Origin of the sequence: Ensifer sp. PDNC004 (assembly GCF_016919405.1) — a bacterium.
GTDB lineage: Bacteria > Pseudomonadota > Alphaproteobacteria > Rhizobiales > Rhizobiaceae > Ensifer.
Genome location: NZ_CP070352.1, coordinates 1,584,294 through 1,604,960, shown reverse-complemented (window position 1 = coordinate 1,604,960; position 20,667 = coordinate 1,584,294). Strand labels below are relative to the sequence as shown.

24 protein-coding genes are annotated in these 20,667 nt (G+C 63.4%); 10 read left to right on the top strand and 14 right to left on the bottom strand.

Going from position 1 to position 20,667, the window contains the following annotated elements:
• Window positions 1-9: 9 nt before the first annotated feature.
• From JVX98_RS07105 to JVX98_RS07090, 4 genes are all read right to left on the bottom strand, one after another.
• On the bottom strand, window positions 10-600 hold the full coding sequence (locus tag JVX98_RS07105; protein WP_205236300.1) for a hypothetical protein: 591 nt from the start codon (window positions 598-600) through the stop codon (window positions 10-12).
• Window positions 600-1,199 (bottom strand): hypothetical protein, encoded by a 600-nt coding sequence (locus JVX98_RS07100; protein WP_205236299.1) that lies wholly within the window; start codon window positions 1,197-1,199, stop codon window positions 600-602. The genes JVX98_RS07105 and JVX98_RS07100 overlap by 1 nt, the downstream gene beginning before the upstream one ends.
• A 104-nt stretch (window positions 1,200-1,303) precedes the next feature.
• Window positions 1,304-2,230 carry an N-acetyltransferase gene (locus JVX98_RS07095; RefSeq protein ID WP_205236298.1) on the bottom strand — a complete coding sequence of 309 codons (927 nt, stop codon included), beginning with the start codon at window positions 2,228-2,230 and terminating at the stop codon, window positions 1,304-1,306.
• A gap of 177 nt (window positions 2,231-2,407) precedes the next feature.
• Window positions 2,408-2,848 carry a hypothetical protein gene (locus tag JVX98_RS07090; RefSeq protein ID WP_205236297.1) on the bottom strand — a complete coding sequence of 147 codons (441 nt, stop codon included), beginning with the start codon at window positions 2,846-2,848 and terminating at the stop codon, window positions 2,408-2,410.
• 264 nt (window positions 2,849-3,112) lie between these two features.
• Between JVX98_RS07090 and JVX98_RS07085 the strand changes: the two genes are divergently transcribed.
• On the top strand, window positions 3,113-3,703 hold the full coding sequence (locus tag JVX98_RS07085; protein ID WP_192450508.1) for a VOC family protein: 591 nt from the start codon (window positions 3,113-3,115) through the stop codon (window positions 3,701-3,703).
• Between the two features lie 93 nt (window positions 3,704-3,796).
• Window positions 3,797-4,489, top strand: coding sequence for a glutathione S-transferase family protein (locus JVX98_RS07080; protein WP_205236296.1), 693 nt, complete (start codon window positions 3,797-3,799; stop codon window positions 4,487-4,489).
• Between the two features lie 16 nt (window positions 4,490-4,505).
• On the opposite strand, the gene JVX98_RS07075 is transcribed toward JVX98_RS07080, so the two are convergent.
• The 3 genes from JVX98_RS07075 to phnF form a co-directional block, all read right to left on the bottom strand.
• A complete protein-coding gene (locus JVX98_RS07075; RefSeq protein ID WP_205236295.1) occupies window positions 4,506-5,132 on the bottom strand; it encodes a hypothetical protein in 627 nt (208 codons plus the stop codon).
• 33 nt (window positions 5,133-5,165) lie between these two features.
• Entirely contained in the window at window positions 5,166-6,560 is a 1,395-nt protein-coding gene (locus JVX98_RS07070; RefSeq protein ID WP_205236294.1) for a selenium-binding family protein, read from the bottom strand.
• A 171-nt stretch (window positions 6,561-6,731) separates the two neighbouring features.
• Window positions 6,732-7,463 carry a phosphonate metabolism transcriptional regulator PhnF gene (phnF, locus tag JVX98_RS07065; RefSeq protein WP_205236293.1) on the bottom strand — a complete coding sequence of 244 codons (732 nt, stop codon included), beginning with the start codon at window positions 7,461-7,463 and terminating at the stop codon, window positions 6,732-6,734.
• Window positions 7,464-7,571: 108 nt separating this feature from the next.
• Here phnF and phnG point away from each other — a divergent pair, with 108 nt between their 5' ends.
• From phnG to JVX98_RS07025, 8 genes are read left to right on the top strand one after another with little or no spacing between them, the layout of a single operon-like run.
• Window positions 7,572-8,039, top strand: coding sequence for a phosphonate C-P lyase system protein PhnG (phnG, locus tag JVX98_RS07060; RefSeq protein WP_205236292.1), 468 nt, complete (start codon window positions 7,572-7,574; stop codon window positions 8,037-8,039).
• Window positions 8,039-8,647, top strand: a complete 609-nt coding sequence (phnH, locus tag JVX98_RS07055; RefSeq protein WP_205236291.1) for a phosphonate C-P lyase system protein PhnH — start codon at window positions 8,039-8,041, stop codon at window positions 8,645-8,647. The genes phnG and phnH overlap by 1 nt, the downstream gene beginning before the upstream one ends.
• A gap of 3 nt (window positions 8,648-8,650) precedes the next feature.
• Entirely contained in the window at window positions 8,651-9,760 is a 1,110-nt protein-coding gene (locus tag JVX98_RS07050) for a carbon-phosphorus lyase complex subunit PhnI (protein WP_205236290.1), read from the top strand.
• Complete coding sequence (locus JVX98_RS07045) at window positions 9,757-10,029, top strand: hypothetical protein (protein WP_205236289.1); 273 nt, start codon at window positions 9,757-9,759, stop codon at window positions 10,027-10,029. The genes JVX98_RS07050 and JVX98_RS07045 overlap by 4 nt, the downstream gene beginning before the upstream one ends.
• Entirely contained in the window at window positions 10,026-10,904 is an 879-nt protein-coding gene (locus tag JVX98_RS07040; RefSeq protein ID WP_205236288.1) for an alpha-D-ribose 1-methylphosphonate 5-phosphate C-P-lyase PhnJ, read from the top strand. The genes JVX98_RS07045 and JVX98_RS07040 overlap by 4 nt, the downstream gene beginning before the upstream one ends.
• The gene (gene phnK / locus JVX98_RS07035) at window positions 10,901-11,677 is read left to right on the top strand and encodes a phosphonate C-P lyase system protein PhnK (RefSeq protein ID WP_043623284.1); all 777 of its coding nucleotides are present in this window, start codon (window positions 10,901-10,903) and stop codon (window positions 11,675-11,677) included. The genes JVX98_RS07040 and phnK overlap by 4 nt, the downstream gene beginning before the upstream one ends.
• Window positions 11,678-11,679: 2 nt before the next feature.
• The gene (gene phnL / locus JVX98_RS07030; protein ID WP_205236287.1) at window positions 11,680-12,387 is read left to right on the top strand and encodes a phosphonate C-P lyase system protein PhnL; all 708 of its coding nucleotides are present in this window, start codon (window positions 11,680-11,682) and stop codon (window positions 12,385-12,387) included.
• On the top strand, window positions 12,384-12,998 hold the full coding sequence (locus JVX98_RS07025; protein ID WP_205236286.1) for a DapH/DapD/GlmU-related protein: 615 nt from the start codon (window positions 12,384-12,386) through the stop codon (window positions 12,996-12,998). Before phnL ends, JVX98_RS07025 begins: the two co-directional genes overlap by 4 nt.
• A 32-nt stretch (window positions 12,999-13,030) precedes the next feature.
• Here JVX98_RS07025 and JVX98_RS07020 read toward each other — a convergent pair whose 3' ends face one another.
• The 7 genes from JVX98_RS07020 to JVX98_RS06990 all read right to left on the bottom strand — a co-directional run bounded on the left by JVX98_RS07020 (window position 13,031) and on the right by JVX98_RS06990 (window position 20,662).
• Entirely contained in the window at window positions 13,031-13,627 is a 597-nt protein-coding gene (locus tag JVX98_RS07020) for a DUF922 domain-containing Zn-dependent protease (RefSeq protein ID WP_205236285.1), read from the bottom strand.
• 186 nt (window positions 13,628-13,813) lie between these two features.
• The gene (locus tag JVX98_RS07015; protein WP_034800084.1) at window positions 13,814-14,338 is read right to left on the bottom strand and encodes a DUF992 domain-containing protein; all 525 of its coding nucleotides are present in this window, start codon (window positions 14,336-14,338) and stop codon (window positions 13,814-13,816) included.
• Between the two features lie 339 nt (window positions 14,339-14,677).
• The gene (locus JVX98_RS07010; RefSeq protein WP_205236284.1) at window positions 14,678-16,396 is read right to left on the bottom strand and encodes a dihydroxyacetone kinase family protein; all 1,719 of its coding nucleotides are present in this window, start codon (window positions 16,394-16,396) and stop codon (window positions 14,678-14,680) included.
• Between the two features lie 13 nt (window positions 16,397-16,409).
• The gene (locus JVX98_RS07005) at window positions 16,410-17,348 is read right to left on the bottom strand and encodes a sugar phosphate isomerase/epimerase (protein ID WP_205236283.1); all 939 of its coding nucleotides are present in this window, start codon (window positions 17,346-17,348) and stop codon (window positions 16,410-16,412) included.
• Window positions 17,349-17,437: 89 nt separating this feature from the next.
• On the bottom strand, window positions 17,438-18,976 hold the full coding sequence (locus JVX98_RS07000; RefSeq protein WP_205236282.1) for a tripartite tricarboxylate transporter permease: 1,539 nt from the start codon (window positions 18,974-18,976) through the stop codon (window positions 17,438-17,440).
• A 137-nt stretch (window positions 18,977-19,113) separates the two neighbouring features.
• Complete coding sequence (locus JVX98_RS06995) at window positions 19,114-19,614, bottom strand: tripartite tricarboxylate transporter TctB family protein (protein WP_205236281.1); 501 nt, start codon at window positions 19,612-19,614, stop codon at window positions 19,114-19,116.
• Window positions 19,615-19,675: 61 nt separating this feature from the next.
• Window positions 19,676-20,662: a tripartite tricarboxylate transporter substrate binding protein gene (locus JVX98_RS06990; RefSeq protein WP_205236280.1), complete on the bottom strand. Its 987-nt coding sequence runs from the start codon at window positions 20,660-20,662 to the stop codon at window positions 19,676-19,678.
• Between the last annotated feature and the right edge of the window lie 5 nt (window positions 20,663-20,667).

Sequence of the window (20,667 nt, the reverse complement as noted above, 5' to 3'; positions counted from 1 at the left end):
CTGCCTCCCTCAGCGCCCGGCCAGCGTCCAGGGCGCGCCGCTGCCGCTGCGCGCAATGGTGACGGTCGACTTGATCTCGGCCGGCTTCTTGTCGCCGAGCGCAATGGACAGTTCCTCGGCGAGCGGCGACACACGACTGCGTGCGACGAGCAGCGTGCCCTTGTCGACGGCCGCCTCGGGTAGCTCGAAGGCAAGCAGCACCGGCCTTGGCAGGCCGGGCTCGAGCCGCTCCGTCGGCAGATAGCCCGGCACGGTCGAAAACCGCTGGCTCAGCGCATAGCGCAGGCCATTGCCCGCCAGCCATTCCGCAGACATCAACGTCATCGTTTCCGTCTTGGCAACGGCCGCTCCCTCGATGAGCAGCCAGACACCGGATGTGGAGTAGTCCTTGACCCGCCCGAAACTTTCGACCTTGAGCTGGCGCGCCAGATGCACGTTGGCCGCGCCGAAGGCGAAGTCGCGCGTTTCCGCCCGCTCGCCGACAGCACCGTGAATGGCGATCGGCGCGGTGATGTCGCCGTAGCCGGGCGTGCTGTTTCGCATCGTATAGAGCGCGGCGATCGCAAGGCCGCAAAGCAGCAGCGTACGGAATGCCGACATCATTGCTCCGTCGTCTCCGCAGCCTGCGTGATCGGCAGTTCGACGACCGCAGCCTCACCGTCATCGAACCAATTCGGCGCGCCATAAAGATTGTCGCGCGGCTTGTAGATCTGTTTTCCGATCGCCAGCGAAAGCGTCTGCGGTTCCGGGCGGTCCGCCGGCCACTCCCAGGCCGCGACCAGTCTTTCCGGCATGTTCGGATTGATCGCACTGGCGATCCATTTGTCCCGCGCCAGGTAATAGGTGGGCTTGGGCTGCAGCGGAGCGGCATCATCCTGGATCGTGATCAGGTTCATGAAGCCGTTACTGGTGGCGACGGACCGGTTGTCGACCTCGAGATCCACCAGCAGGAACCGCTTCGGTTCGAACGGTTTCGTGCCGGTTGGCGGCAAAGACGACATCTGGGCGCCGTTGATGGTCACTTGCCACCGGCCCGTATCGACCGCCTGGCCTTTGCCGATGACCGGCACGGGAACAGGATTGGCTGCATCATAAACCGCCGAAGCAAAGGAAATCGCAGCCGCCGCCATGCCGCCGATGCCGGTGACAAGCATGATCAGCAGGCGCTGCCTGATCTTCGATCGCCGTACGATCGGCATATGTCCTCCATCCACCCAGCAGATGCTGCAACCGGAAGATAGGAAAGTTTGCCGCGGAAATCAAAACACGCGTACCGGAGACGGTTTCTGCGGCGAAAGCGATCTCAGAAGGAAAGCTCGAATGTGGAATATCGGAGCGTCGGAACGAAGCCCTGCGCCACGTAGACCGCACGAGCGGCCGTTGCCGACGGCTCCATGCTGAGAAAAACCTCTCTGCACCCTGCGGATCGCAAATCGCCCAACGTCGCCCGGACGAGCGAGGTCCCGATCTGCCGACGGCGCGCTTCGGGCGCAACGGCCAAGTACTCTAGCCGCCCGAAATCCGTATCCGCGACCTTCAGCCAGACCGCAGCACCGAGAACGGCGTTGTCATCATGCACATATCCAGCGTGATACCCTTCCGCCAGATATTCCCTCAACCGACCGGCGCAGTCGTCATCCCATTGAAAATGGTCTGCCAACAAAGTCGCAAGCTGAGGCAAGCGAGGATCGTCACGGCCAGTCAGTCTTTGCACCGTCCAAGCGTCACGCCCTTCCGCCTCCGGTTGACCCTCGGCAACCCAACCCATTTCCAGATTTTCGCGCCCCTCCACCCAGCCTCGGTTGAGGACGATTTCGCGCAGGTCGAGATTTGCAGCGCTGACGCAGAGCCTGAGGAAGCCAAAACGCTGGCCCGCCAGCCGCTCCATAAAAACCAGCACGTCCTCGGTCGCAACCGCCGCTTCGTCGAAACGATAGGGTCCAACGGCAACCGCAGCCTCGTTGCGATTTATCATCGTCCTACTCCCGAGATCCTCGGGGCTATAGAGAAGGCCAAAGGCGGCGACCGGTCTTCCATCCGCCGCTTCAAGGATTCTCAGCCCCCTTCGCCAGTCCAAACCGTAGAGCTTGAACTCGGCGATGAGCTCCCCTGCCGTCTTGCATCTCGGATAGGCTGTGCCGCTATCAGGGTTGTCGAATTCGCGCTGGAGCCGCGCCTCCAGCAAGGGCAGATCCGCGCTGCGGATCGGCCTGAGCTTCAAAATGTGCATCGTTGGATATCCTCTGCAGGCACGGCTCAGCAGTGCAGGGTCTTGTCGAAAGAGACCTTCTGAAACATGGCTGCAGTCGCCGCGGCCTCGGACACCAGTGGCGGTTGCCCGTCGTCGAACGATGAAGACTTTGCCGGCTTTTGAGGAGAGCCGCCGGTCGGTGACCGGCTAATTGGATCAGATGCGGTGAATCTGCTGCTGCCCCTCGTCGGAGACAGGAGGCTTCTTCTCGAAGGTCGCGCGAATGGACATGGGCGCGCCATCACCGCGCGACACCACCATGAACATCTGCAGTTGCCCGCCGCGCCGAACGAACTGGATGCCGAAGCTTCTGCCGCCATAGGCGCCGGAAACGGTTGGCTGCCACTGTCCCTTGCCTGCGGCAAGCGGCAGGTCGGCAAAACGATCGACGTTCGCCACGGCCTGCCAGCCGTTGTTGCTGCTGACGGTCAAAAGGTCGCCGTGACGGACGATGCCGATATAGCATTTGTCGCACTGCCCGGCCGTGGAGGTCAGTTGCCGCCACTGTCCGACAAACGCATCACCATCAGCCCTGACGGGAGCGGCAGCGGAAAGAAGCAACAGACCGGCGACGCCGGCCTCGTACAGGATCTTCATGCTTCCCTCCTCGTCGCTGACCGGCAGACACAACTCGACACATTCTTTGATTGCGACGCACAAGAAAAACAACCAAATCGAAGGCGGTCAAGATCAACTGGGCTCAAAGCTGTGCATTGCCCGGCCACAAGACGTTCGCCGCCCGCCAATTCCCCTGTGATTGGCGCTTGCCTTCTGCCCGCGACGGGCGACAATTGCATGCGGTGGAAAGCGGGGCCAGGAGCCATTCGGCCCACATTGTCCGCCGAACCCGGGAGGCCGGCTATGCGCAAACTGCAATCGCAAGGCGTTCACCACATCACGCTTGTCGGGGCCGACCGGCAGACGTCGATCGATTTCTGGGAAGGGTTGCTCGGCATGCCCTTCATTTTCGAGCAACCGAACCTCGACCGGGCGAGCGAAAGCCACCTCTACTTCGATCCGGGCGACGGCCGCCTGATCACCGTCTTCACCGACGAGAACCGCACGCCAGATCCCGAGCGCACCCCTACCGACATGGGCTGCGTGCACCACATAGCCTTTGCCGTTTCGCGCGCGACATTCAACCAGGCCGTGGAGCGGCTCGACGAGCGAAAGATCCGGCACAGCGGTGTCAAGGATCGCGGCTTCATGGATTCGATCTACTTCGAGGATCCGCTTGGATTGCTGGTCGAATTGGCGTCCTATCGCTTCGAGCCGCCTGCGGGCCACAGCCACGCCGAGGTGCTGATGGAAGCCCACAAGATCAGGATCGCTCGCGGCGACTACAACATCGCCGAGGTTCACCTTGCCGATGCGATCGAGGCGCTGGTCGAGCGCACGCGACCGACGCTTTCGCCCGATCGCCTGGCAAAAGACCCGTACGGCCGACGCTAGCATCGGTCGGCGCAGGGAAAGGCCGCTCGATTTGCGCAGGTGGCTCAAGCAAGAGCGGCACCTGTCGAATGGCGCTCAAAAGGGAGGAATGCCATGTCCGCAATCCAGCTCAACGTCATCAAGCCCAGCGTCAACAACATGACGGCGCGCGTGTTTCTCAGGGCAGCCAATCTCGATTTCAGCGAAAACGATGTCTACGGCCAGACGCGCACGCCAGAATATCTGGCACGGGCGCCGTCGCACCTGACACCAATGATCGAGACAGCGGACCTGCCCAAAGGCGCGCTTTGGGAAAGCTGCGCGATCATGCAGTACCTCTGCAACAAACATGGGCTGGATGACTTCTACCCGAGGGAACCAGCAGCACGCGCGATGATCGACAGCGCCATGTTCTATCTGATCGGCACGTTCTATCCCTATCTCGCCCGCGCAACCTATCCGGCGCTGAACTTTCCGCTTTACGCGGGCGAAGTCGGCTGCAGCGATGCCGACGCGGCGACGAAGGAGATCGCCCGTCAGGCGGCGGTTGCAGCCCTTGCGGAACCACTTGAGGTGTTCCGGACGTTCTACATCGGCGACAAGCCGTTCATCGGGGGTGCCAAGCCTTCGATCGCCGATATCCGGCTCGCCGCAACGCTCGAGTTCCTGGCCGCGATCGACTATGCCCTGCCGGACTGGGCAAAAGCCTATATGGCGAATATCGAACGAGCGCTCGGACCTGCCTATGCCGAGCCCGCCGCCGATGTCCGTGGCTATATCAGCTATGTGAAATCGCAGCGTCAGTAGGCGGCTGCCTTGCGTTTCATTGGATGAGAAGAACGACGCCGGTTGCCCCGAGTGCGAGCGACCAAAGACGATCGAAATTGATCCAGGCCGAACGCAGGACCGCAAGATCGAACCAGGCGAAGACGGCAAGCGCCAGCGCGGCGGTCACCGTCAACATCGCGATGCTATGCACCGCGACGGCCGCGAGCGAGATCGGCAGCGAACTTGCCATCGCCAAGTCGCCTGCGTGACCTGCAAGACAGAGACTGAGCACCGCCGGCACCAGCATGAGGCCGGCCCCGTGGCTCGTCGCCATCAGGAAGGACCAGAGTGCAAGTCCCGCCATGCCAGTCCGCATCCCGATCCGGACGCGGTGGCGATGGCCATACACGGCGGTGTAGCCGGCGGCGGCGAGAATGAGCAAGGCCGCAGCGATCCTGAACGTGTTCGGATCGAGCACCGAGCCGAATGCTGCGAACACCGCCAGCACGGTCGCGACCGAGATCGCGTGACCGACCGCGATGGGCGCGAGGGACAGCCAGACGACCCGGCTGCTTTGCCGGTGAAGCCCGAGTGCCACGGCAAACAACCAGCCCATCGCCGGATTGAGGCCGTGAAAGGCGCCGAGGCCGGCGAGCGAGAGCCATGGCCAGACTGCCGTCATTCCTCGTGACCGGGCTGCACCACAGCTCCCTCCTCACGGATAACAATAGGAATCGGACGAGCAGTCGCCGCCTTCGAGGCGAACCTGATGCGGTCGGTGGCCCTTTGGCCAATCCACGAAAAAGCGCTCGTCGAACGCGATCCCGCCACCATCGGCGACATCGAGCTTGACCATCCATCCGTCGATGCCTTCGGGATAGAACTGCGGGTCGATGGCGCCATAGAGCGAATTGGTGAAATACACCCGCTTGCCGTCACGGCTGATTTCCACCATCTGCGGCCCACCGTTGAGCGCGCCGTTCTTCGCCTTCGGATGGCTCGCACGCGAAACGATGCCGCCGATTCGGACCCGCCCCGTCTCCCTCGGCGCGAAGGGATCGGAGACATCGTACTGGATCATGTCGCCAGTGCCCCAGCAGGAAACGTAAAGGAAGCGGTCATCCATCGAGAGGTCGATGTCGGTGACGAGCGGCGCGACCGCGCTGAAGCCTTTCAGCACCGGCGGCAGCAGATCCGGATCGGCCGGTTCTGCCGGGATCTCGATCACCTTTTTGACCGCCCATTTGTCGCCGTCGCGATACCAGGTCCAGATCGACGCCGAGAGGTCCTTCAGGCTGATGACGCAGCCGACGAAACCATAGGCTTTGGTCGGGTCGTGCGCCGGGCGCAATTCGAAGACGAGCTGGTGTTCCTCGCCGAAATCGATCTCCTGCACGTGTTTGCGTTTGTGTAAATCCCAGAAATGCAAGCGCCGGCCGTACTTCGAACCAAGGAGCACCTCGGGAACCAACCCGTTCTCGAACGTATCGGGCGTTCCCCATTCGCTGGTTATCATCGTGTCGTGGCCGAGATGCCACCAGAAATCATAGGCGAGCTTCTGCGGCCCGCGATCCATTTCCCATTGGCCAAGAACGTCGAAGCTCTGATGATCGAGCAGGAAAATGCCGCCGGGCGCCTTGCCGTCGCGATCGGCAAGCGCGTTGACGTAGATGCCTTCAGGCCCGCAATGGGTGGTGTGCAGCCGTGAATAGTTCGCCTTCTCGGCAATTTCGGCGGGCTCGATCACCCGCACGATCTTCGGATTGCGCGGATCCGGCTTGGTGTCGATGATGTGCAGACGCGAGGAGCGCAGGCCCGGCACCACCAGATAGCGACGCTCGACATGCGGATGCGGCGCATTGGGGCAAAGGCACGAGGAACAGGCGTTCCAGCCAAAATGATGCAACTCGTCGCCGACATTGGGCATATCGACCTTGCCGACGATCTGCGAATAGTTCGGCGACGCCGGATCGACATCGACGACGGCGATCGCGTCCGGTCGTCTTCGGTCCGGATCGAAAGCCGCCACGTAGGCGAGCGTCTCCTTTGGGGCCTTGGCCGCCATGCGCGGTGATGGATAGAAGGATGGATCGGGTCGCCACGTCGCCATTGCCATTCTCCCCCTAAGAGAAGTCCCGAATGCGCGGTTCCTGATGCAGGCTCCGGTCATGCGGCAAAAACGCGTCGGAAATGCGGCCCTTGCCTTATTTCCTGACGGAGAGGGGAACGCTTCTGGTTGGACGAGACGGAACCGCGACCGGCAGAGGTCGGCTTAAAGACCTCACGTCTCGATCCGCAGCTTCATCCGGTCAGCGGCAAAACGGCTACGGGAATACTCGATCGGCTTGCCGCCGAGATCGGCGTTAGTCGACTGGGCTTCGAGCACGATTGCGCCGGGCGAGAGCTTCAGCATCGAAAGCTCCTCGGCGTCGGCGTGCCGGGCGACGATCTCGGTCGAGGCGCGTACATAATCATCCAGGCCGTGGGCTGCAAAGGCCTTGGTAACGGAGTGCAGCCGTTCGAATTCCTCGGCCATGCGCGGGAAGCGATGCGCAGGATAATAGCTCGACGACACCGAAAGCGGTCGGCCATCGCCGCTGCTGACGGTGCGAAGCTCGGTCACAGGATCGCCCGGCGAAATGCCGAGCGCCTTTGCCACCTCTCCGCTCGCCGGCAGTTCGGCATGGCCGAGCAGCCGCGTACCGATCTCCTTCACCTGGCGGCCGAGACCTTGCGAGAAGCGCGTGCGCTTGGAGATCGGATAGCTCACCCGTTCCTTGCGCTCGATCATCGTGCCGCGCCCCTGGACGGCGCGCACCAGCCCCTCTTCGGCAAGCGCCGCCAGCGCGCTTCTGACCGTGTGTCGGTTGACGCCGAACTCGCCGGCGAGCGTCGTTTCCGGCGGCACCATGCCGGTCGCATCATAGTCGCCATTGCTGATGGCCAGGCGGATCCGGTCGGCGATCTGCCGCCACAGGGCGACCCCGGTCTGGCGCTCCACCACTTTTCGCATCGCCGTATCTTTTCGCATTGGCATGTCACAAGCCTGTCATTTGCGGACGTTATGAAAAAGTATAAGATGTATAGTTGTCTAGATCAATAGACATTTGAGGTGAAAATGATGGATGCGAAGCTAAAACAGGAAAGCCCGCCGGATCCGGCGCGCAAGAAGGCCATGGGGCTGCTCGCCCGCGCAACCCTCGACGAGCTCAATGCCGCCTGGGAAGCGCTTGCCGACAAGCCGGACGTTCATCCGGTCCGCGGCCCTGAAACCGGCCTTGTCATGGTGCGCGGCCGCATCGGTGGCGGCGGCGACGCCTTCAATCTCGGAGAAGCCACCGTTTCGCGTGCCACAATCCGCCTTTCGACTGGCGAGATCGGCCACGGGCAATTGCTCGGCACGGACCGGCAGCGCGCACGGCTCGCGGCCATCTTCGACGCCCTTGCCCAACGTGACGGCGACAGGGTCGGTGTCGATGCCCTGCTTGGCCGCGTGGCTGACCGGCTTGCCCAGGAAGAACGCCGCAAGGCCGAGGAGACCGCGGCCACCCGCGTCGACTTTTTCACCATGGTCCGGGGAGACGACTGATGGCCAGCCAATCGCAGATTTATGCCGGCGCCTTTGCCGATCCGGTCTTTGCAGCCCAGTCCGTCTTCCGCGACCTGATGGATGGCTTTGCACGCCCGGGCACGATCAAGCGCATCGAGGCGACGAGCACGCCGCCCGTTCCGCTCGCCGCGGCCGCCGGCGCCGTGGCGCTGACCTTGTGCGACCATGACACGCCCGTCTGGCTGACGTCGGCGGTTTCCAAATCGGCCGTTCCGCAGTGGATCGCCTTCCACACGGGTGCCCCCCTTACCACCAGCAAGACCGACGCGCGCTTTGCCTTCATCGAAAAGGGCGCAGCCTTCCCCGGGTTCGATCAGTTCTCGCTCGGCACGCAGGAATATCCGGACCGCTCGACGACACTTGTCATCGAAGTCGAGGCGCTGACCGGCGGCCCGGTGCTGACCGCCAAGGGCCCCGGCATCAAGGACGTAACGGAGATTGCGGTGAAGGGGCTGCCGGACGTCTTCCTTGAATTCTGGACGTCCAATCGCGCGATTTTTCCGCGCGGCGTCGATCTCGTGCTGACGGCCGGAGACAAGCTCGTCTGCCTGCCGCGCACCACCCGTCTTTCGCTCAAGGAGGCGTGAGCCATGTATGTAGCCGTCAAGGGCGGGGAAGCCGCCATTGCCAATGCCCACCGCCTTCTCGCCGATCGCCGCCGTGGCGACCGTAGCCTTCCCTCCATCACTATCGACCAGGTAGTCGAGCAGCTCGGCCTTGCCGTCGACCGGGTGATGGCGGAAGCCTCGCTCTACGACCGCGCGCTCGCGGCGCTTGCCGTGCGCCAGGCGCGCGGCGACATGATCGAAGCGATTTTCATCCTGCGCGCATACCGCACGACGCTGCCGCGCTTCGGTTACTCCGAACCGGTCGACACCGCCAACATGAAGGTCGAGCGCCGCGTGTCTGCGACCTACAAGGATCTGCCGGGCGGACAGCTTCTGGGCCCGACCTTCGATTACACCCACCGCCTGCTCGACCCGTCGCTGATCGCTGACGAGGCTGTCGAAGAACCGGCGGTCAAGGAGCCCGGCGAACACGTGATGCGCGTTTCCGACATTCTCGACGGCGAAGGCCTGATCGAGGGCGACGGTGAGATGCCCGAGGGCCACGTCATGGGCGACCTCACCCGCGAGCCGATGGAGTTTCCAATGGCCCGGGACCTGCGCCTGCAGGCACTCGCCCGCGGCGACGAAGGCTTCCTGCTGGCCCTCGCCTATTCCACCCAGCGTGGCTACGGCCGGACCCATCCCTTCGTCGGCGAAGTGCGTATCGGCGAAGTGGAGGTCGAACTCGACCTGCCGGAACTCGGCTTTGCCGTCTCGCTCGGCTCGATCCGCGTCACCGAATGCCAGATGGTCAACCAGTTCATGGGCTCGGCCAAGCAGCCGCCGCAGTTCACCCGCGGTTATGGCCTCGTCTTCGGCCAGAGCGAACGCAAGGCGATGTCGATGTCGCTGGTCGACCGGGCGCTCAGGACCGACGAATTCAATGAGGACATCGTCGCCCCCGCCCAGGACCAGGAATTCGTCATCTCACACGCCGACAACGTTCAGGCGACGGGCTTCGTCGAGCATCTGAAGCTGCCGCACTATGTCGACTTCCAGGCCGAACTCGACCTCGTCCGGCGCATGCGCCGCGACTACGACGCCGCCAATTCCGGCGAGACGGCAAAGGAACAGAGGGAGGCGGCCGAATGATCGGATTTTCCTCCAGTCTTAACGGCTCAGTCGCCGCCACCGTCCCCGCCGCCGCAATCGCCGCCATCACCGGCATAGACGCCACCGGCGTCGCCACCTCCGTCGTTCTTACGCGCCCTGCTCTCCGGCTCGCGCTGCGGCCGGCGGGCAATGCCGAACAGGCCGGCAACCGCGGAACACACCAAGAAGATCCCAATCACCCAGACGAAAATCTCGCTCAAATCCTGGCCTCATCAGCGGTCTACACACTCAAGGGTAATCAGCGGTGAACGACCTTGCTACCTATAATTTCGCCTATCTGGACGAACAAACCAAGCGCATGATCCGCCGCGCGATCCTGAAGGCGATCGCCATTCCCGGCTACCAGGTTCCATTTGCGTCGCGCGAAATGCCGATGCCCTACGGCTGGGGCACCGGCGGCGTGCAGGTCACCGCCTCGATCCTCGGTCCGCAGGACGTCTTGAAGGTCATCGACCAGGGCGCCGACGACACAACCAACGCGGTCTCGATCCGCGCCTTCTTCCAGAAGGTCGCTGACGTCGCCGTCACCACCCGGACGAAAGAGGCGACGATAATCCAGACGCGCCACCGCATCCCTGAGGAAAAGCTCTCCGAGGGTCAGACGCTCGTCTACCAGGTGCCGATCCCGGAACCACTGCGTTTCCTTGAGCCGCGCGAGACCGAAACGCGCAAGATGCATGCGCTCGAGGAATACGGGCTGATGCATGTGAAGCTCTACGAGGACATCGCCCGCAACGGCCATATCGCCACGACCTATGCCTATCCGGTGAAGGTCGAGGGTCGCTACGTGATGGACCCGTCGCCGACGCCGAAGTTCGACAATCCGAAGATGCACATGTCGGAAGCCCTCCAGCTCTTCGGCGCTGGCCGCGAAAAGCGGATCTATGCCGTGCCGCCCTATACCGAAGTCGTCAGCCTCGATTTCGACGACCATCCCTTCGAGATCCAGAGCTTCGACAAGCCCTGCGCGCTCTGCGGCGCAGAGGACGTCTATCTCGACGAGGTGATCCTCGACGACAAGGGCGGACGAATGTTCGTCTGCTCCGATACCGATCATTGCGAAGACCGCCGCGCCTGTGGCCATGCAGGTCACATGCTCGCACGCCAGGAGGCCGCAGAATGAGTACGCTCCCGCTTCTGAAAGTGAACGACGTCTCGAAGTTCTACGGAAGCCGCATCGGCTGCCGCAATGTCTCCTTCGAGCTCTATGCCGGCGAAGTGCTCGCCATCGTCGGCGAGTCCGGCTCCGGCAAGACGACGCTTCTGTCCTGCCTGTCGACGCGCCTGATGCCGACGTCGGGCATCGTCGAATATCACATGCGCGACGGCCAGTACCGCGACCTTGCCCGCATGGGCGAGGCCGAGCGCCGCTTCCTGATGCGCACCGACTGGGGCTTCGTGCACCAGAACCCGGCCGATGGCCTGCGCATGACCGTGTCTGCCGGCGCCAATGTCGGCGAACGGCTGATGGCCGTCGGCGATCGCCACTACGGCAACATCCGCGCCACTGCCAGCGACTGGCTGGAGCGGGTGGAAATCGGCATCGACCGTATCGACGACCAGCCGCGCGCCTTTTCGGGCGGCATGCGCCAGCGCCTGCAGATCGCCCGCAACCTCGTCACCTCACCCCGCCTCGTCTTCATGGATGAGCCCACCGGCGGCCTCGACGTTTCGGTACAGGCGCGCCTGCTCGACCTGGTGCGCGGCCTCGTGCACGACCTCGGCCTTGCCGCCATCATCGTCACCCACGACCTCGCCGTCGCGCGTCTTCTTTCCCACCGAATGATGGTGATGAAGGATGGCGCCGTGATCGAGCAGGGTTTGACCGACCGCGTGCTCGACGATCCGCGCGAGCCCTATACCCAGCTCCTCGTCTCCTCGATTTTGCAGGTCTAATCATGGCTACGCCACTTGTTGTTTCCGAAGTCGCCAAAAGCTTCACCATGCACCTGCGCGACGGTATTCGCCGGCCGGTCGTCGCCAACGTCTCCTTCTCGGTGAAGGCGGGCGAATGCGTCGTTCTCGGCGGCCCCTCCGGCGTTGGCAAAAGCTCGATCCTGAAAATGCTCTACGGCAATTATGGCGTCGATGAAGGCCAGATTCTGATGGATCACGACGGCAAGCTGGTGAACCTCGCAACCGCCGAGCCGCGCACCGTGCTTGAAGTCCGACGCACCACGCTCGGCTATGTCAGCCAGTTCCTGCGGGTCGTGCCGCGCGTCTCCTCGCTCGACATCGTCGCCGAGCCGCTGCAGGCCCGTGGCATGCCGCTCGAAGAGGCCCGCACCCATGCGGCCGAACTGCTGAACAAGCTCAACTTGCCGCGCGAACTCTGGAGCCTGCCACCGGCAACCTTCTCCGGTGGCGAGCAGCAGCGCGTCAACATCGCCCGTGGTTTCATCACCGACCACAAGATCCTGCTGCTCGACGAGCCCACCGCTTCGCTCGACGCGAAGAACCGGGCGGTCGTCGTCGAACTGATCGCCGAGAAGAAGACCAAGGGCACCGCGCTGATCGGCATCTTCCATGACGAGGAAGTCCGTGACGCGGTTGCCGACCGCATCCTCGACGTCTCCGCGTTTTCCCCGCGAAAGGCTGCCGCATGAGCCAGAAGCTCGGGCTCGAGCCCTTTATCCACCCGACGGCGAGCGTCAACAATTCGACGCTCGGCCGCTACACCGAAGTGCAGGAGCGCTCAAGGCTCGACGAGGTCGAGTTCGGCGACTACTCCTACATCATGCAGGACGGCTCGATCTGGTGCGCAACGATCGGCAAGTTCGTCAACATCGCAGCCGCCGTGCGCATCAACGCCACCAACCACCCGACCTGGCGGGCGACGCTGCATCACTTCACCTATCGCGCGCCGAACTATTGGGACGATACCCAACTCGACCACGACCTTTTCGCCTGGCGGCGCTCGAACCGGGTGACGATCGGCCATGATGTGTGGATCGGCCACGGCGCCACCATCCTGCCGGGCGTCACTGTCGGCAATGGCGCGGTGATCGGCGCCGGCGCCGTCGTCTCGAAGGACGTCGAGCCCTACACCATCGTCGGCGGCGTGCCGGCCAAGCTCATCCGTGCCCGCTTCAACGAAGGCATCGGCGAACGCATGGACGCGCTCTCCTGGTGGGACTGGGACCACCAGCGCCTGCGCCGCGCACTCGACGATTTCCGCGAACTGACGGCCGAGGAATTTTTGGTGCGCTACGCCTGAGTGATACGGCGCCGGGCACAGGTTCGGCGCCGTTACGGCCCGTTCACCAGCTTCAGGATCAACTGATGAATGTTGCCGCCGTCTGTCAGTTCGACCTGGTCGAAGTCGCGGCTGCGCTGGCGTTGCACCTGCGAGAGCGCACCGAGGCGCTCGGTCATGACTGTTCTGATCTTGCGGCACTTCGGATCGTCGGGAACGGTCAGCCCCAACGTTGCCTGCTCGATCGCGCGCACCATCTCCTTGATGAAGTCACCATGTACGAGCTCGTGCTTGCGTACGCCGTCGATGAAGACGTCCCAGTTCTCGCGCGTGCCTGAAGGCAGCGGCTTTGCCGGTTTCGGCAGGGTGTAGGTGATGATCAGCTTCGGCTTTGCCACCGCCAGCACACAGGCGCCGCTCTGCTGCTCATACTTCCGCGTCCAGGTCAGCTTGAAATTGGTGTGGGCAATCGCCCTGCCGATACCAGCCTTGGGGCCGCGCTCGCCGATCGAGGCATAGAGTTCCGCGCCCGTCTGTCCGTTAACGGTGTAGAGCGCTTCCTTTTCGACCGGCTGCCATTCCGCCGAGGCGGTGTGCGGCGCGCTTGCGAAACAAAGGGCAATCAACCCAAAGCATAGGCTTCTGTTCAATCCGGTCCCTCGACATTCGCTCTTACGGCGCCAACTCCTGCCGGCCTTCCTTAACCGCGAATCGGAGGATGGCAACAGCGCAAAGTGCGAAGGCACCGCACGCTCGTCTGAGTGTGCGGTGCCTTTGTTGTCATATGTGTCCCTGCCGAGCCACCCATGGGAGGAGCAGCGGCCCGACGCCGGACGTTAGTTGACGGCCGTCAGCGTCATCGACGTGCCGGTTGCGGCCAGGTTGAGGCCAATCTGGCCGGTCACGCTGATCGTCTGCAGGTGGATGGACCCGGACGTGCCGCCGACGAGGATGTTGGCACCGATACCGGCGCCGACGGTCGCTTCCGCGGTTGCACCCTGATAGAGGCCGCCGAGCGAGCCGCGGTGGTAGCCGGCGGTCGGTGCGAACACGGCCCAGATCAGGCGGCTCTGCGTCGTGAAGCCGACATCGACGCCCATCTTGCGGATGGCGCCGGAATAGTGGTCGGAGGCTTCAGCACCCATGGTCGAGCGGAAGACGCAATCGACTTCCTTGGCCGACCCGAGCACGTAGCCGACACCGCCGGCAATGTTGCAGTCGAGGTAGCCGATCTTCACGCCATTGCTGGTGTCGGGCTCAGGCTGCGGTTGAACTGTCGCGAGATCGGCTGCGTTTGCGGCGATCGCGCCAGCGAGAACCAGAGACGCTGCGGACACCTTCACGGCAAAACTCTTTTTCATTCTTGTCTCCTTCTCGGAACGTCAGAAATGATTGTCATTTGACCGGCGGCACACGAACTCAAAAACATAGCGCACGCTGCAGGAAAACAAAGCCATAGCCCGCGATCGGGCAATTCCGTGGCAAGCTTTTAGCAGATGATAAAATTGGCCGGGTTTCCCCAACAATGACTGCAGATAGTGTTGAAAAAGCCACGAAAGGCGGGATTTGAGCCTTCTGCCGACACGTGTTGGCGCGGCATCGTGTGACGGCGGCGCCGAACGGCGCAGAGGGAGGCGGTCACCTCGGGAGAGGTTTCCGGTCGGGCGGCGACGCCGCCCGATCGGAGGAGACAATTAATCTCAGGCCTTTGCTGCCTGCGCCAGCACACCGGCGGCAACGCGAGCCGTCAGCGCCAGCGAAACGGCGCCAGCGTCCGGATGGCCGATGCTCTTTTCGGCGAGCGGCCGTGCACGGCCAAGCTTCGGCGTCAGGCTGGACGTGGCTTCGGCCGCTTCGGTCGCAGCCTTTGCCGCCGCCTGCCATGCCTCGATCAGCGGCCTTCCGGCGGCAAACTCGCGCTCGAGGGTCTCGACGAAAGGCACCAGCGCATCGACCAGCGTCTTGTCGCCGATACGGGCGCGGCCGAGGCGGGTCACGCCATCGAGCGCACGGCGGGCGCCGTCGACAACAGCGGCATCGCTCGGGGCTGCATCATCGTTGAAGGCATTGCTCCAGGCGCGCAGCAGCAGGCCCCAGATCGCACCCGACGTGCCGCCGGCCCGGTCCGCCCAGGCATCGCCCGCCACCGCCAGCACGCTGGCGGCACCTGCGCCGGCAGCCACAGCGGCCTTTGCCGCTTCGTCCGCCGCCGCCGAACCGCGGCGCATACCCTGTCCGTGGTCGCCGTCACCGGCAAATGCGTCGATGCGACCGAGCTCGTCTTCCGCCTGCTTCAGCGCTTCGGCCATTTCGCCGATCAGCCGCGCAATGCACACGCCGCTCCGACGGGAAGCCTCGGAAGCCGGCGCGAAGGAGATCGCGTCCTCGTCATCCTTCAGCGTGTCCGTCGCGGGCTCGGTGGCAATGATCGCCCCCTTGCGCAGCGCCGGCGCATCGCAGGCCGCGCGCCAGTAGGTCTCGAGTTCGTCATTCAGCCACATCAGCGTCAGCGAGCAACCCTGCATGTCGAGGCTGGTGACGAATTCACCGCATTCCGGATCGACGATCTCGAGGCCGGCTGCCTTCAGTTCCTTTTCGATCGCGACCCAAAGCACGAAGAGTTCTTCATATTTGGTCGAGCCGAGGCCGTTCAGAAGCGGTGCGACCTTGCGCACATCAGCCGGCCGCTCGGCAAGCAGCTTGCCGACGAGCAGCTTGGCGAATTCTGTCGCCGAAACCATCTTTTCTTCGCGGATGCCCGGCTCGCCGTGGATGCCGAGACCAAGCGCCATCTCGCCCTTCGGAACGGTGAAGAGCGGTCCCTTGGCGCCCGGAAGCGTGCAGCCGCCGAAAGCAACGCCGAAGGAGATGGTGCGGTCGTTGGCAAGACGGGTGACGCGCTCGACCTCATCGAGATTGAGGCCCGCTTCGGCAGCAGCTCCAGCAACCTTGAAGACCAAGAGGTCGCCGGCGATGCCGCGGCGCTTGGCAGGCGTTTCAGCCGACGCGCTGGCAACGTCGTCCGCCACCGGCACGATGCGCACGTCGATGCCTTCGGCGCGCAGGCGCTCGGCGGCAACGCCGAAATTCAAGACGTCGCCGGCATAGTTGCCGAAGCCGAGCAACACGCCGCCGCCCTGGTCGGCCACTCGGCAGACGCGGGCAACGGCCGCGGTTGACGGCGAGGCAAAGACATCGCCTGCCACGGCCGCATCCGCCATGCCCGGGCCGACATAGCCGGCAAAGGCCGGATAGTGGCCGGAGCCGCCGCCAACGACGACGGCGACCTTGCCCTTCGGCACCTTGGTCGAGCGCACGACCCCGCCCTTCACGAGACGGACGTTGCGCGCGTAGATCGAGCTGAATCCGGCAAGCGCGGTCGTCGCAAATTCTTCCGGTGCGTCAAAGATTGTGGTCATCGCGTCTCTTCCCTTAGTCGCGAGGCAGAATACGCCTCAGATAGTCTCGATTGGCGGCGCTGACGGAGAGCCCGTCGCCACCGTAATGCTCGCAGAGGAACGGGCTGTCGAAGCCATGCGCCAAGGCCATGCGGATCGCCGCCCGATAGTTGATGACGCCGAATTCCAGCGGCGCCGGATGAGTAACCACCAGACCCGAGGTCTCATCCTCGGTGCGGTAGTAATTCTTGACGTGCCAGTATTTGGCGAAGGGTGCAACCTTTGCCATCATTGGCTGCCAGTGCTCGACCGGGCGGTGAAGCCGCACGAGATTGCCGAGATCGGCATTGATGCCGACGTTCGGCAGGCCGACATCGGTAACGAATCGCACGGCGCTGTCGGCCGAGCCGATATAGGTGTCCTCGTACATTTCGAGCGCGAGCTCGATGCCGAGTTCCTCGGCATGGCGACCGAGTTCGCGGATGCGCTGAACCGCCTTCTGCCAGATTGCCGGTTCTTCCGGGTTCTTGACGCCATCGACGGTCCAGAACCAGAGCGCCTTCTTCTGGGCGTCGGTCAAGGGTCCGAAGAAGCCGAAGGAGACCGAGCCCGCGCCGATCGCCGCAGCCGTGTCGATGACCCGATGCCCATAGGCGAGATATTCGTCGCCATGCTCGGGATCGATGACGCTACGACGCGCCGTCGAGATCGCCGGCATGGAAAGGCCGAGGTCTCGCGTCAGCTTGACGAAGTCATCCCGGCGCGAGGCCGACAGATCGGCGAGCCGGATCCAGCTGTCGGTCGGGTCGAGTTCGGTGAAGCCGGCGTCGACGACATCGGCGAGCGTTTCTGCCCATTGTTCGACCGACTGATCCTGAACGGAGCTGCCATCGGCAGCCAAGTTCGGGTACTGGATCATCGCGGCCGCGATCGGCCAGGTTTCACGGGTCCATTTGCGCGATGGGTTCGCCATGGTTTTCCTCACTCATTCTTGCGACGCAGTCCCGAAGGGGGGCCGCGCCGCGTTTTTCCGATGCGCTCGTTTGGGGTGCGGCGGCTCCGTCAAGCCGCCGCGCTGCCGTCGCCATGCGGGGGAGCCGCATCTTGGCTGCGCTTGCGGACCAGGCCGATCAGCCCGAAGACAAGCGGCGACAGCAGAAGGGCAAGAGCAAGCGCCATCAGAGAGGAAACCAGCGGATTTGACCAGAAGATGTTCAGGGTACCGCCGGAAAGAAGCATCGACTGGCGGAAGGCGTCCTCAGCCTTGTCGCCGAGCACCATGGCCAGAACCAGCGGCGCCAGCGGGTAGTCGAGCTTCTTGAAGACATAGCCAAGCACGCCAAAGCCGATAACCATGAAGATGTCGGAGACCGAGTTTGCCACCTGATAGGCGCCGGAGAAGATGACGGCGACGATGATCGGGCCGATGATCGCAAAGGGCACGCGCAGGATCGAGGCGTAGAGCGGCACGGTGGCGATCACCAGGAACACGGCGACGACGTTACCGAGATACATGGACGCGATCAGGCCCCAGACGAAGTCCGGCCGCTCGGTAAAGAGCATCGGGCCGGGGGTAAGACCCCAGATCATCAGGCCGCCCATCATGACGGCCGCGGTTGCCGAGCCGGGAACGCCGAGCGCCAGCATCGGCAGAAGCGCCGAGGTGCCGGCCGAATGGTCGGCGGTTTCGGGTGCGACGACGCCGCGCGGGTCGCCCTTGCCGAACTTCGACTTGTCACGGGCCGAGCGGCGGGCAACGCCGTAGCTCATGAACGACGCGGCGGTCGGGCCGGCGGGCGTGATCCCCATCCAGATGCCGATGATCGTCGAGCGCAGGATCGTGAACCAGTAGCGCGGGATCTCGACCAGCGTGCGACCGATCTCGACGAGCTTGACGCGCGCCTTGATGCCTTCGAAGCGCAGACCTTCTTCCGTCGTCAGCAGCAGTTCGCCGATACCGAAGAGGCCCATGACCGCGATCAGGAAACTGACGCCCTTGATCAGGGTCGGGATATCGAAGGTCAGGCGCAGGTCGCCGGAGATCGTGTCCATGCCCACGGATGCAAGGGCAAAGCCGAGCATCATCGAGACGAGCGTCTTGAAGGGCGATTGCGCGCCCATCGATATGAAGCTTGCAAAAGCCAGGAAATAGACGGCGAAATATTCCGGCGACGAGAAGCGCAGCGCGAAGTTCGCAACCCATCCGGAAAGCAGCGTGATCATCACGACGCCGGCGAGCGCACCGATGCCGGCGGAAACGAAGGCGAGCGTCAGTGCCCGGCTCGCCTGCCCGGCTTTCGCCATCGGGTAGCCGTCGAACGTGGTCGCCACCGACGAGGGTTCGCCGGGAATGTTGAACAGGATCGATGTGGTCGATCCGCCAAAGAGCGCGCCCCAGTACATGCAGGAGAGCAGGATGATGGCGGAGATGGGATCCATCGAGAACGTCAGCGGCAAGAGCAGCGAAACGCCGTTCGGCGCGCCGAGGCCGGGCAGCACGCCGACCAGAATGCCGAGCGTGACGCCGATCATCATCAGCAGGATATGGTTCCAGCTGAGGATGTGTCCGAAGCCATCGATCAAAAGACCGATATTTTCCATGTCATTCCTCCCGGGGCTTAAAGCGCGTCACGATCCTTGAGGCTCGCTGCCTGCGCTTTAAGTCTGTGATTTTTTTGCTTGTCGTTAGCGCAAGAGCGCCGTGCGCGCTTGCGCGACATGCCCTTGGGCGGTCGGGATCAATAGATCCCGAACCAGGCCTCGATCGGTCCCTTGAGCAGCGGAACCTTGAAACCGAACTCGAAAATGATGAAGAAAAACAGCGAAACGGCGATACCCGACGGCAACGCGATCCACCATTTGTAGCGCCCCTGGAAGCGCATGGTTCCGGCGATATAGAGCGCCGTGCCGACATAGAGGCCGAGCCAGGCGGATACGCCGGCAAAGGCGACCAGCGGCAGCAGGAACGACGTCACCACCTTGGCGCGGTGGCCGTCGATGAAGATCTCGCCGGAACCGCGATGTTTGACAAGGGCGTGGATCGCATTGGCGACGCTTCCGAGAAGGATCAGAAGGCCGACATAGAAGGGAAAATAGCCGGCTTCGGGACCGAATTCCGTCCAGCCCGCGCCGATATCGAGAGATCCGTAGCAGACCGCAGCGCCAAAGGCGCCGGTCAGCGCGGCAACACCAAGCTCAACCGCGAAGCGGGAGACCCCATTCGCACCGTTCTCGCTCATGATCGTGACCTTTCAAAGCGAATGACGGGCGCCGGATGGCACCCGTCCCGATCGTCGCCTGTTAGTTGGCGAGCCAACCTTCGCGCTTCAGCACTTCGCCGACAGCAGCGCCATCCATCTCGATGGCGGCCTTGAAGTCTTCGCCGGCGATGTAGGCGGGCGACTGCGACGTGTCGGTCAGGTACTTCGCCCATTCCGGCGTTTCCGAAACCTTGCGCATCAGGTCGGCATAGAACTTGACCACATCCTGGTCAACGCCAGCCGGCAGCCAGACGGTGCGCGGCATGGAGTAGTTGTCGATGGCGATGCCCGATTCCTTGCAGGTCGGAATGTCGCTCCAGCCCTTGTCGCCAGCAACCTTGGCGTCGTTGGTGAGCTTGACGCTTTTGAAGACGCAAAGCGGCTTGACCATGCCGGCCTGCCACTGACCGAGGTTTTCGCTCGGGTTGTTGACGTTGGCGTCGAGGTGCTCGCCGGCGAGCTGGACGGCTGCTTCGCCGCCGCTCTTGAACGGGATGTAGTTGATCGTCGCGCCGGTCGCCTCGTTGATCATCGAGGTCAAGATCTGGTCAACGTCCTTCGACTGGCTGCCGCCGATCTTCAGGCCGCCTTCCTTCGCCTTGGCGGCAAAGTCGGCAGCGGTGTTGTAGGAGGCCTTGCCGTTGACCCAGAGAACGAACTCGTCGGAAGCAAGCGCCGCAACCGGCGTCAGGTCTTCAGCCTTGTAGGGAACCTTGGCGCGGACCGGCAGCAGGTAGGCGTTGTTGGTGCCGAATGCCAGCTTGTAGGCATCGCCCTTGTTGGTCGCCGTGTAGACGAAGCCTTCGGCGCCGCCGGCGCTGCCCTTGTTGGTGACGACGACCGGAGCCTTCATCAGCTCGTACTTGCCGATAATCGCCTGGATCGTGCGGGCGAAGATGTCGGTGCCGCCGCCCGGGCCTGCAGTGACGACGAATTCAACCGGACGGTCGGGCTCGAAAGCGGCGGCCGGAGCGGCAACGCCGAAAACGGCTGCCATGATGCATGCGATGGATACGGTATTTTTCATGCGGG

Excerpts from the sequence above, each read along its gene's own strand:
- JVX98_RS07025 (WP_205236286.1), top strand. The coding sequence starts at position 12,384 with ATGAGCCAGAAGCTCGGGCTCGAGCCCTTTATCCACCCGACGGCGAGC.
- JVX98_RS07075 (WP_205236295.1), bottom strand. The coding sequence starts at position 5,132 with ATGACGGCAGTCTGGCCATGGCTCTCGCTCGCCGGCCTCGGCGCCTTT.
- JVX98_RS07080 (WP_205236296.1), top strand. The coding sequence starts at position 3,797 with ATGTCCGCAATCCAGCTCAACGTCATCAAGCCCAGCGTCAACAACATG.
- JVX98_RS07010 (WP_205236284.1), bottom strand. The coding sequence starts at position 16,396 with ATGACCACAATCTTTGACGCACCGGAAGAATTTGCGACGACCGCGCTT.
- JVX98_RS07000 (WP_205236282.1), bottom strand. The coding sequence starts at position 18,976 with ATGGAAAATATCGGTCTTTTGATCGATGGCTTCGGACACATCCTCAGC.
- JVX98_RS07045 (WP_205236289.1), top strand. The coding sequence starts at position 9,757 with ATGATCGGATTTTCCTCCAGTCTTAACGGCTCAGTCGCCGCCACCGTC.
- JVX98_RS07050 (WP_205236290.1), top strand. The coding sequence starts at position 8,651 with ATGTATGTAGCCGTCAAGGGCGGGGAAGCCGCCATTGCCAATGCCCAC.
- phnL (WP_205236287.1), top strand. The coding sequence starts at position 11,680 with ATGGCTACGCCACTTGTTGTTTCCGAAGTCGCCAAAAGCTTCACCATG.
- phnH (WP_205236291.1), top strand. The coding sequence starts at position 8,039 with ATGGCCAGCCAATCGCAGATTTATGCCGGCGCCTTTGCCGATCCGGTC.
- JVX98_RS07105 (WP_205236300.1), bottom strand. The coding sequence starts at position 600 with ATGTCGGCATTCCGTACGCTGCTGCTTTGCGGCCTTGCGATCGCCGCG.
- JVX98_RS06990 (WP_205236280.1), bottom strand. The coding sequence starts at position 20,662 with ATGAAAAATACCGTATCCATCGCATGCATCATGGCAGCCGTTTTCGGC.
- JVX98_RS07090 (WP_205236297.1), bottom strand. The coding sequence starts at position 2,848 with ATGAAGATCCTGTACGAGGCCGGCGTCGCCGGTCTGTTGCTTCTTTCC.
- JVX98_RS07100 (WP_205236299.1), bottom strand. The coding sequence starts at position 1,199 with ATGCCGATCGTACGGCGATCGAAGATCAGGCAGCGCCTGCTGATCATG.
- JVX98_RS07070 (WP_205236294.1), bottom strand. The coding sequence starts at position 6,560 with ATGGCGACGTGGCGACCCGATCCATCCTTCTATCCATCACCGCGCATG.
- phnK (WP_043623284.1), top strand. The coding sequence starts at position 10,901 with ATGAGTACGCTCCCGCTTCTGAAAGTGAACGACGTCTCGAAGTTCTAC.
- JVX98_RS07095 (WP_205236298.1), bottom strand. The coding sequence starts at position 2,230 with ATGCACATTTTGAAGCTCAGGCCGATCCGCAGCGCGGATCTGCCCTTG.
- JVX98_RS07005 (WP_205236283.1), bottom strand. The coding sequence starts at position 17,348 with ATGGCGAACCCATCGCGCAAATGGACCCGTGAAACCTGGCCGATCGCG.
- phnF (WP_205236293.1), bottom strand. The coding sequence starts at position 7,463 with ATGCGAAAAGTGGTGGAGCGCCAGACCGGGGTCGCCCTGTGGCGGCAG.
- JVX98_RS07085 (WP_192450508.1), top strand. The coding sequence starts at position 3,113 with ATGCGCAAACTGCAATCGCAAGGCGTTCACCACATCACGCTTGTCGGG.
- phnG (WP_205236292.1), top strand. The coding sequence starts at position 7,572 with ATGGATGCGAAGCTAAAACAGGAAAGCCCGCCGGATCCGGCGCGCAAG.
- JVX98_RS07015 (WP_034800084.1), bottom strand. The coding sequence starts at position 14,338 with ATGAAAAAGAGTTTTGCCGTGAAGGTGTCCGCAGCGTCTCTGGTTCTC.
- JVX98_RS06995 (WP_205236281.1), bottom strand. The coding sequence starts at position 19,614 with ATGAGCGAGAACGGTGCGAATGGGGTCTCCCGCTTCGCGGTTGAGCTT.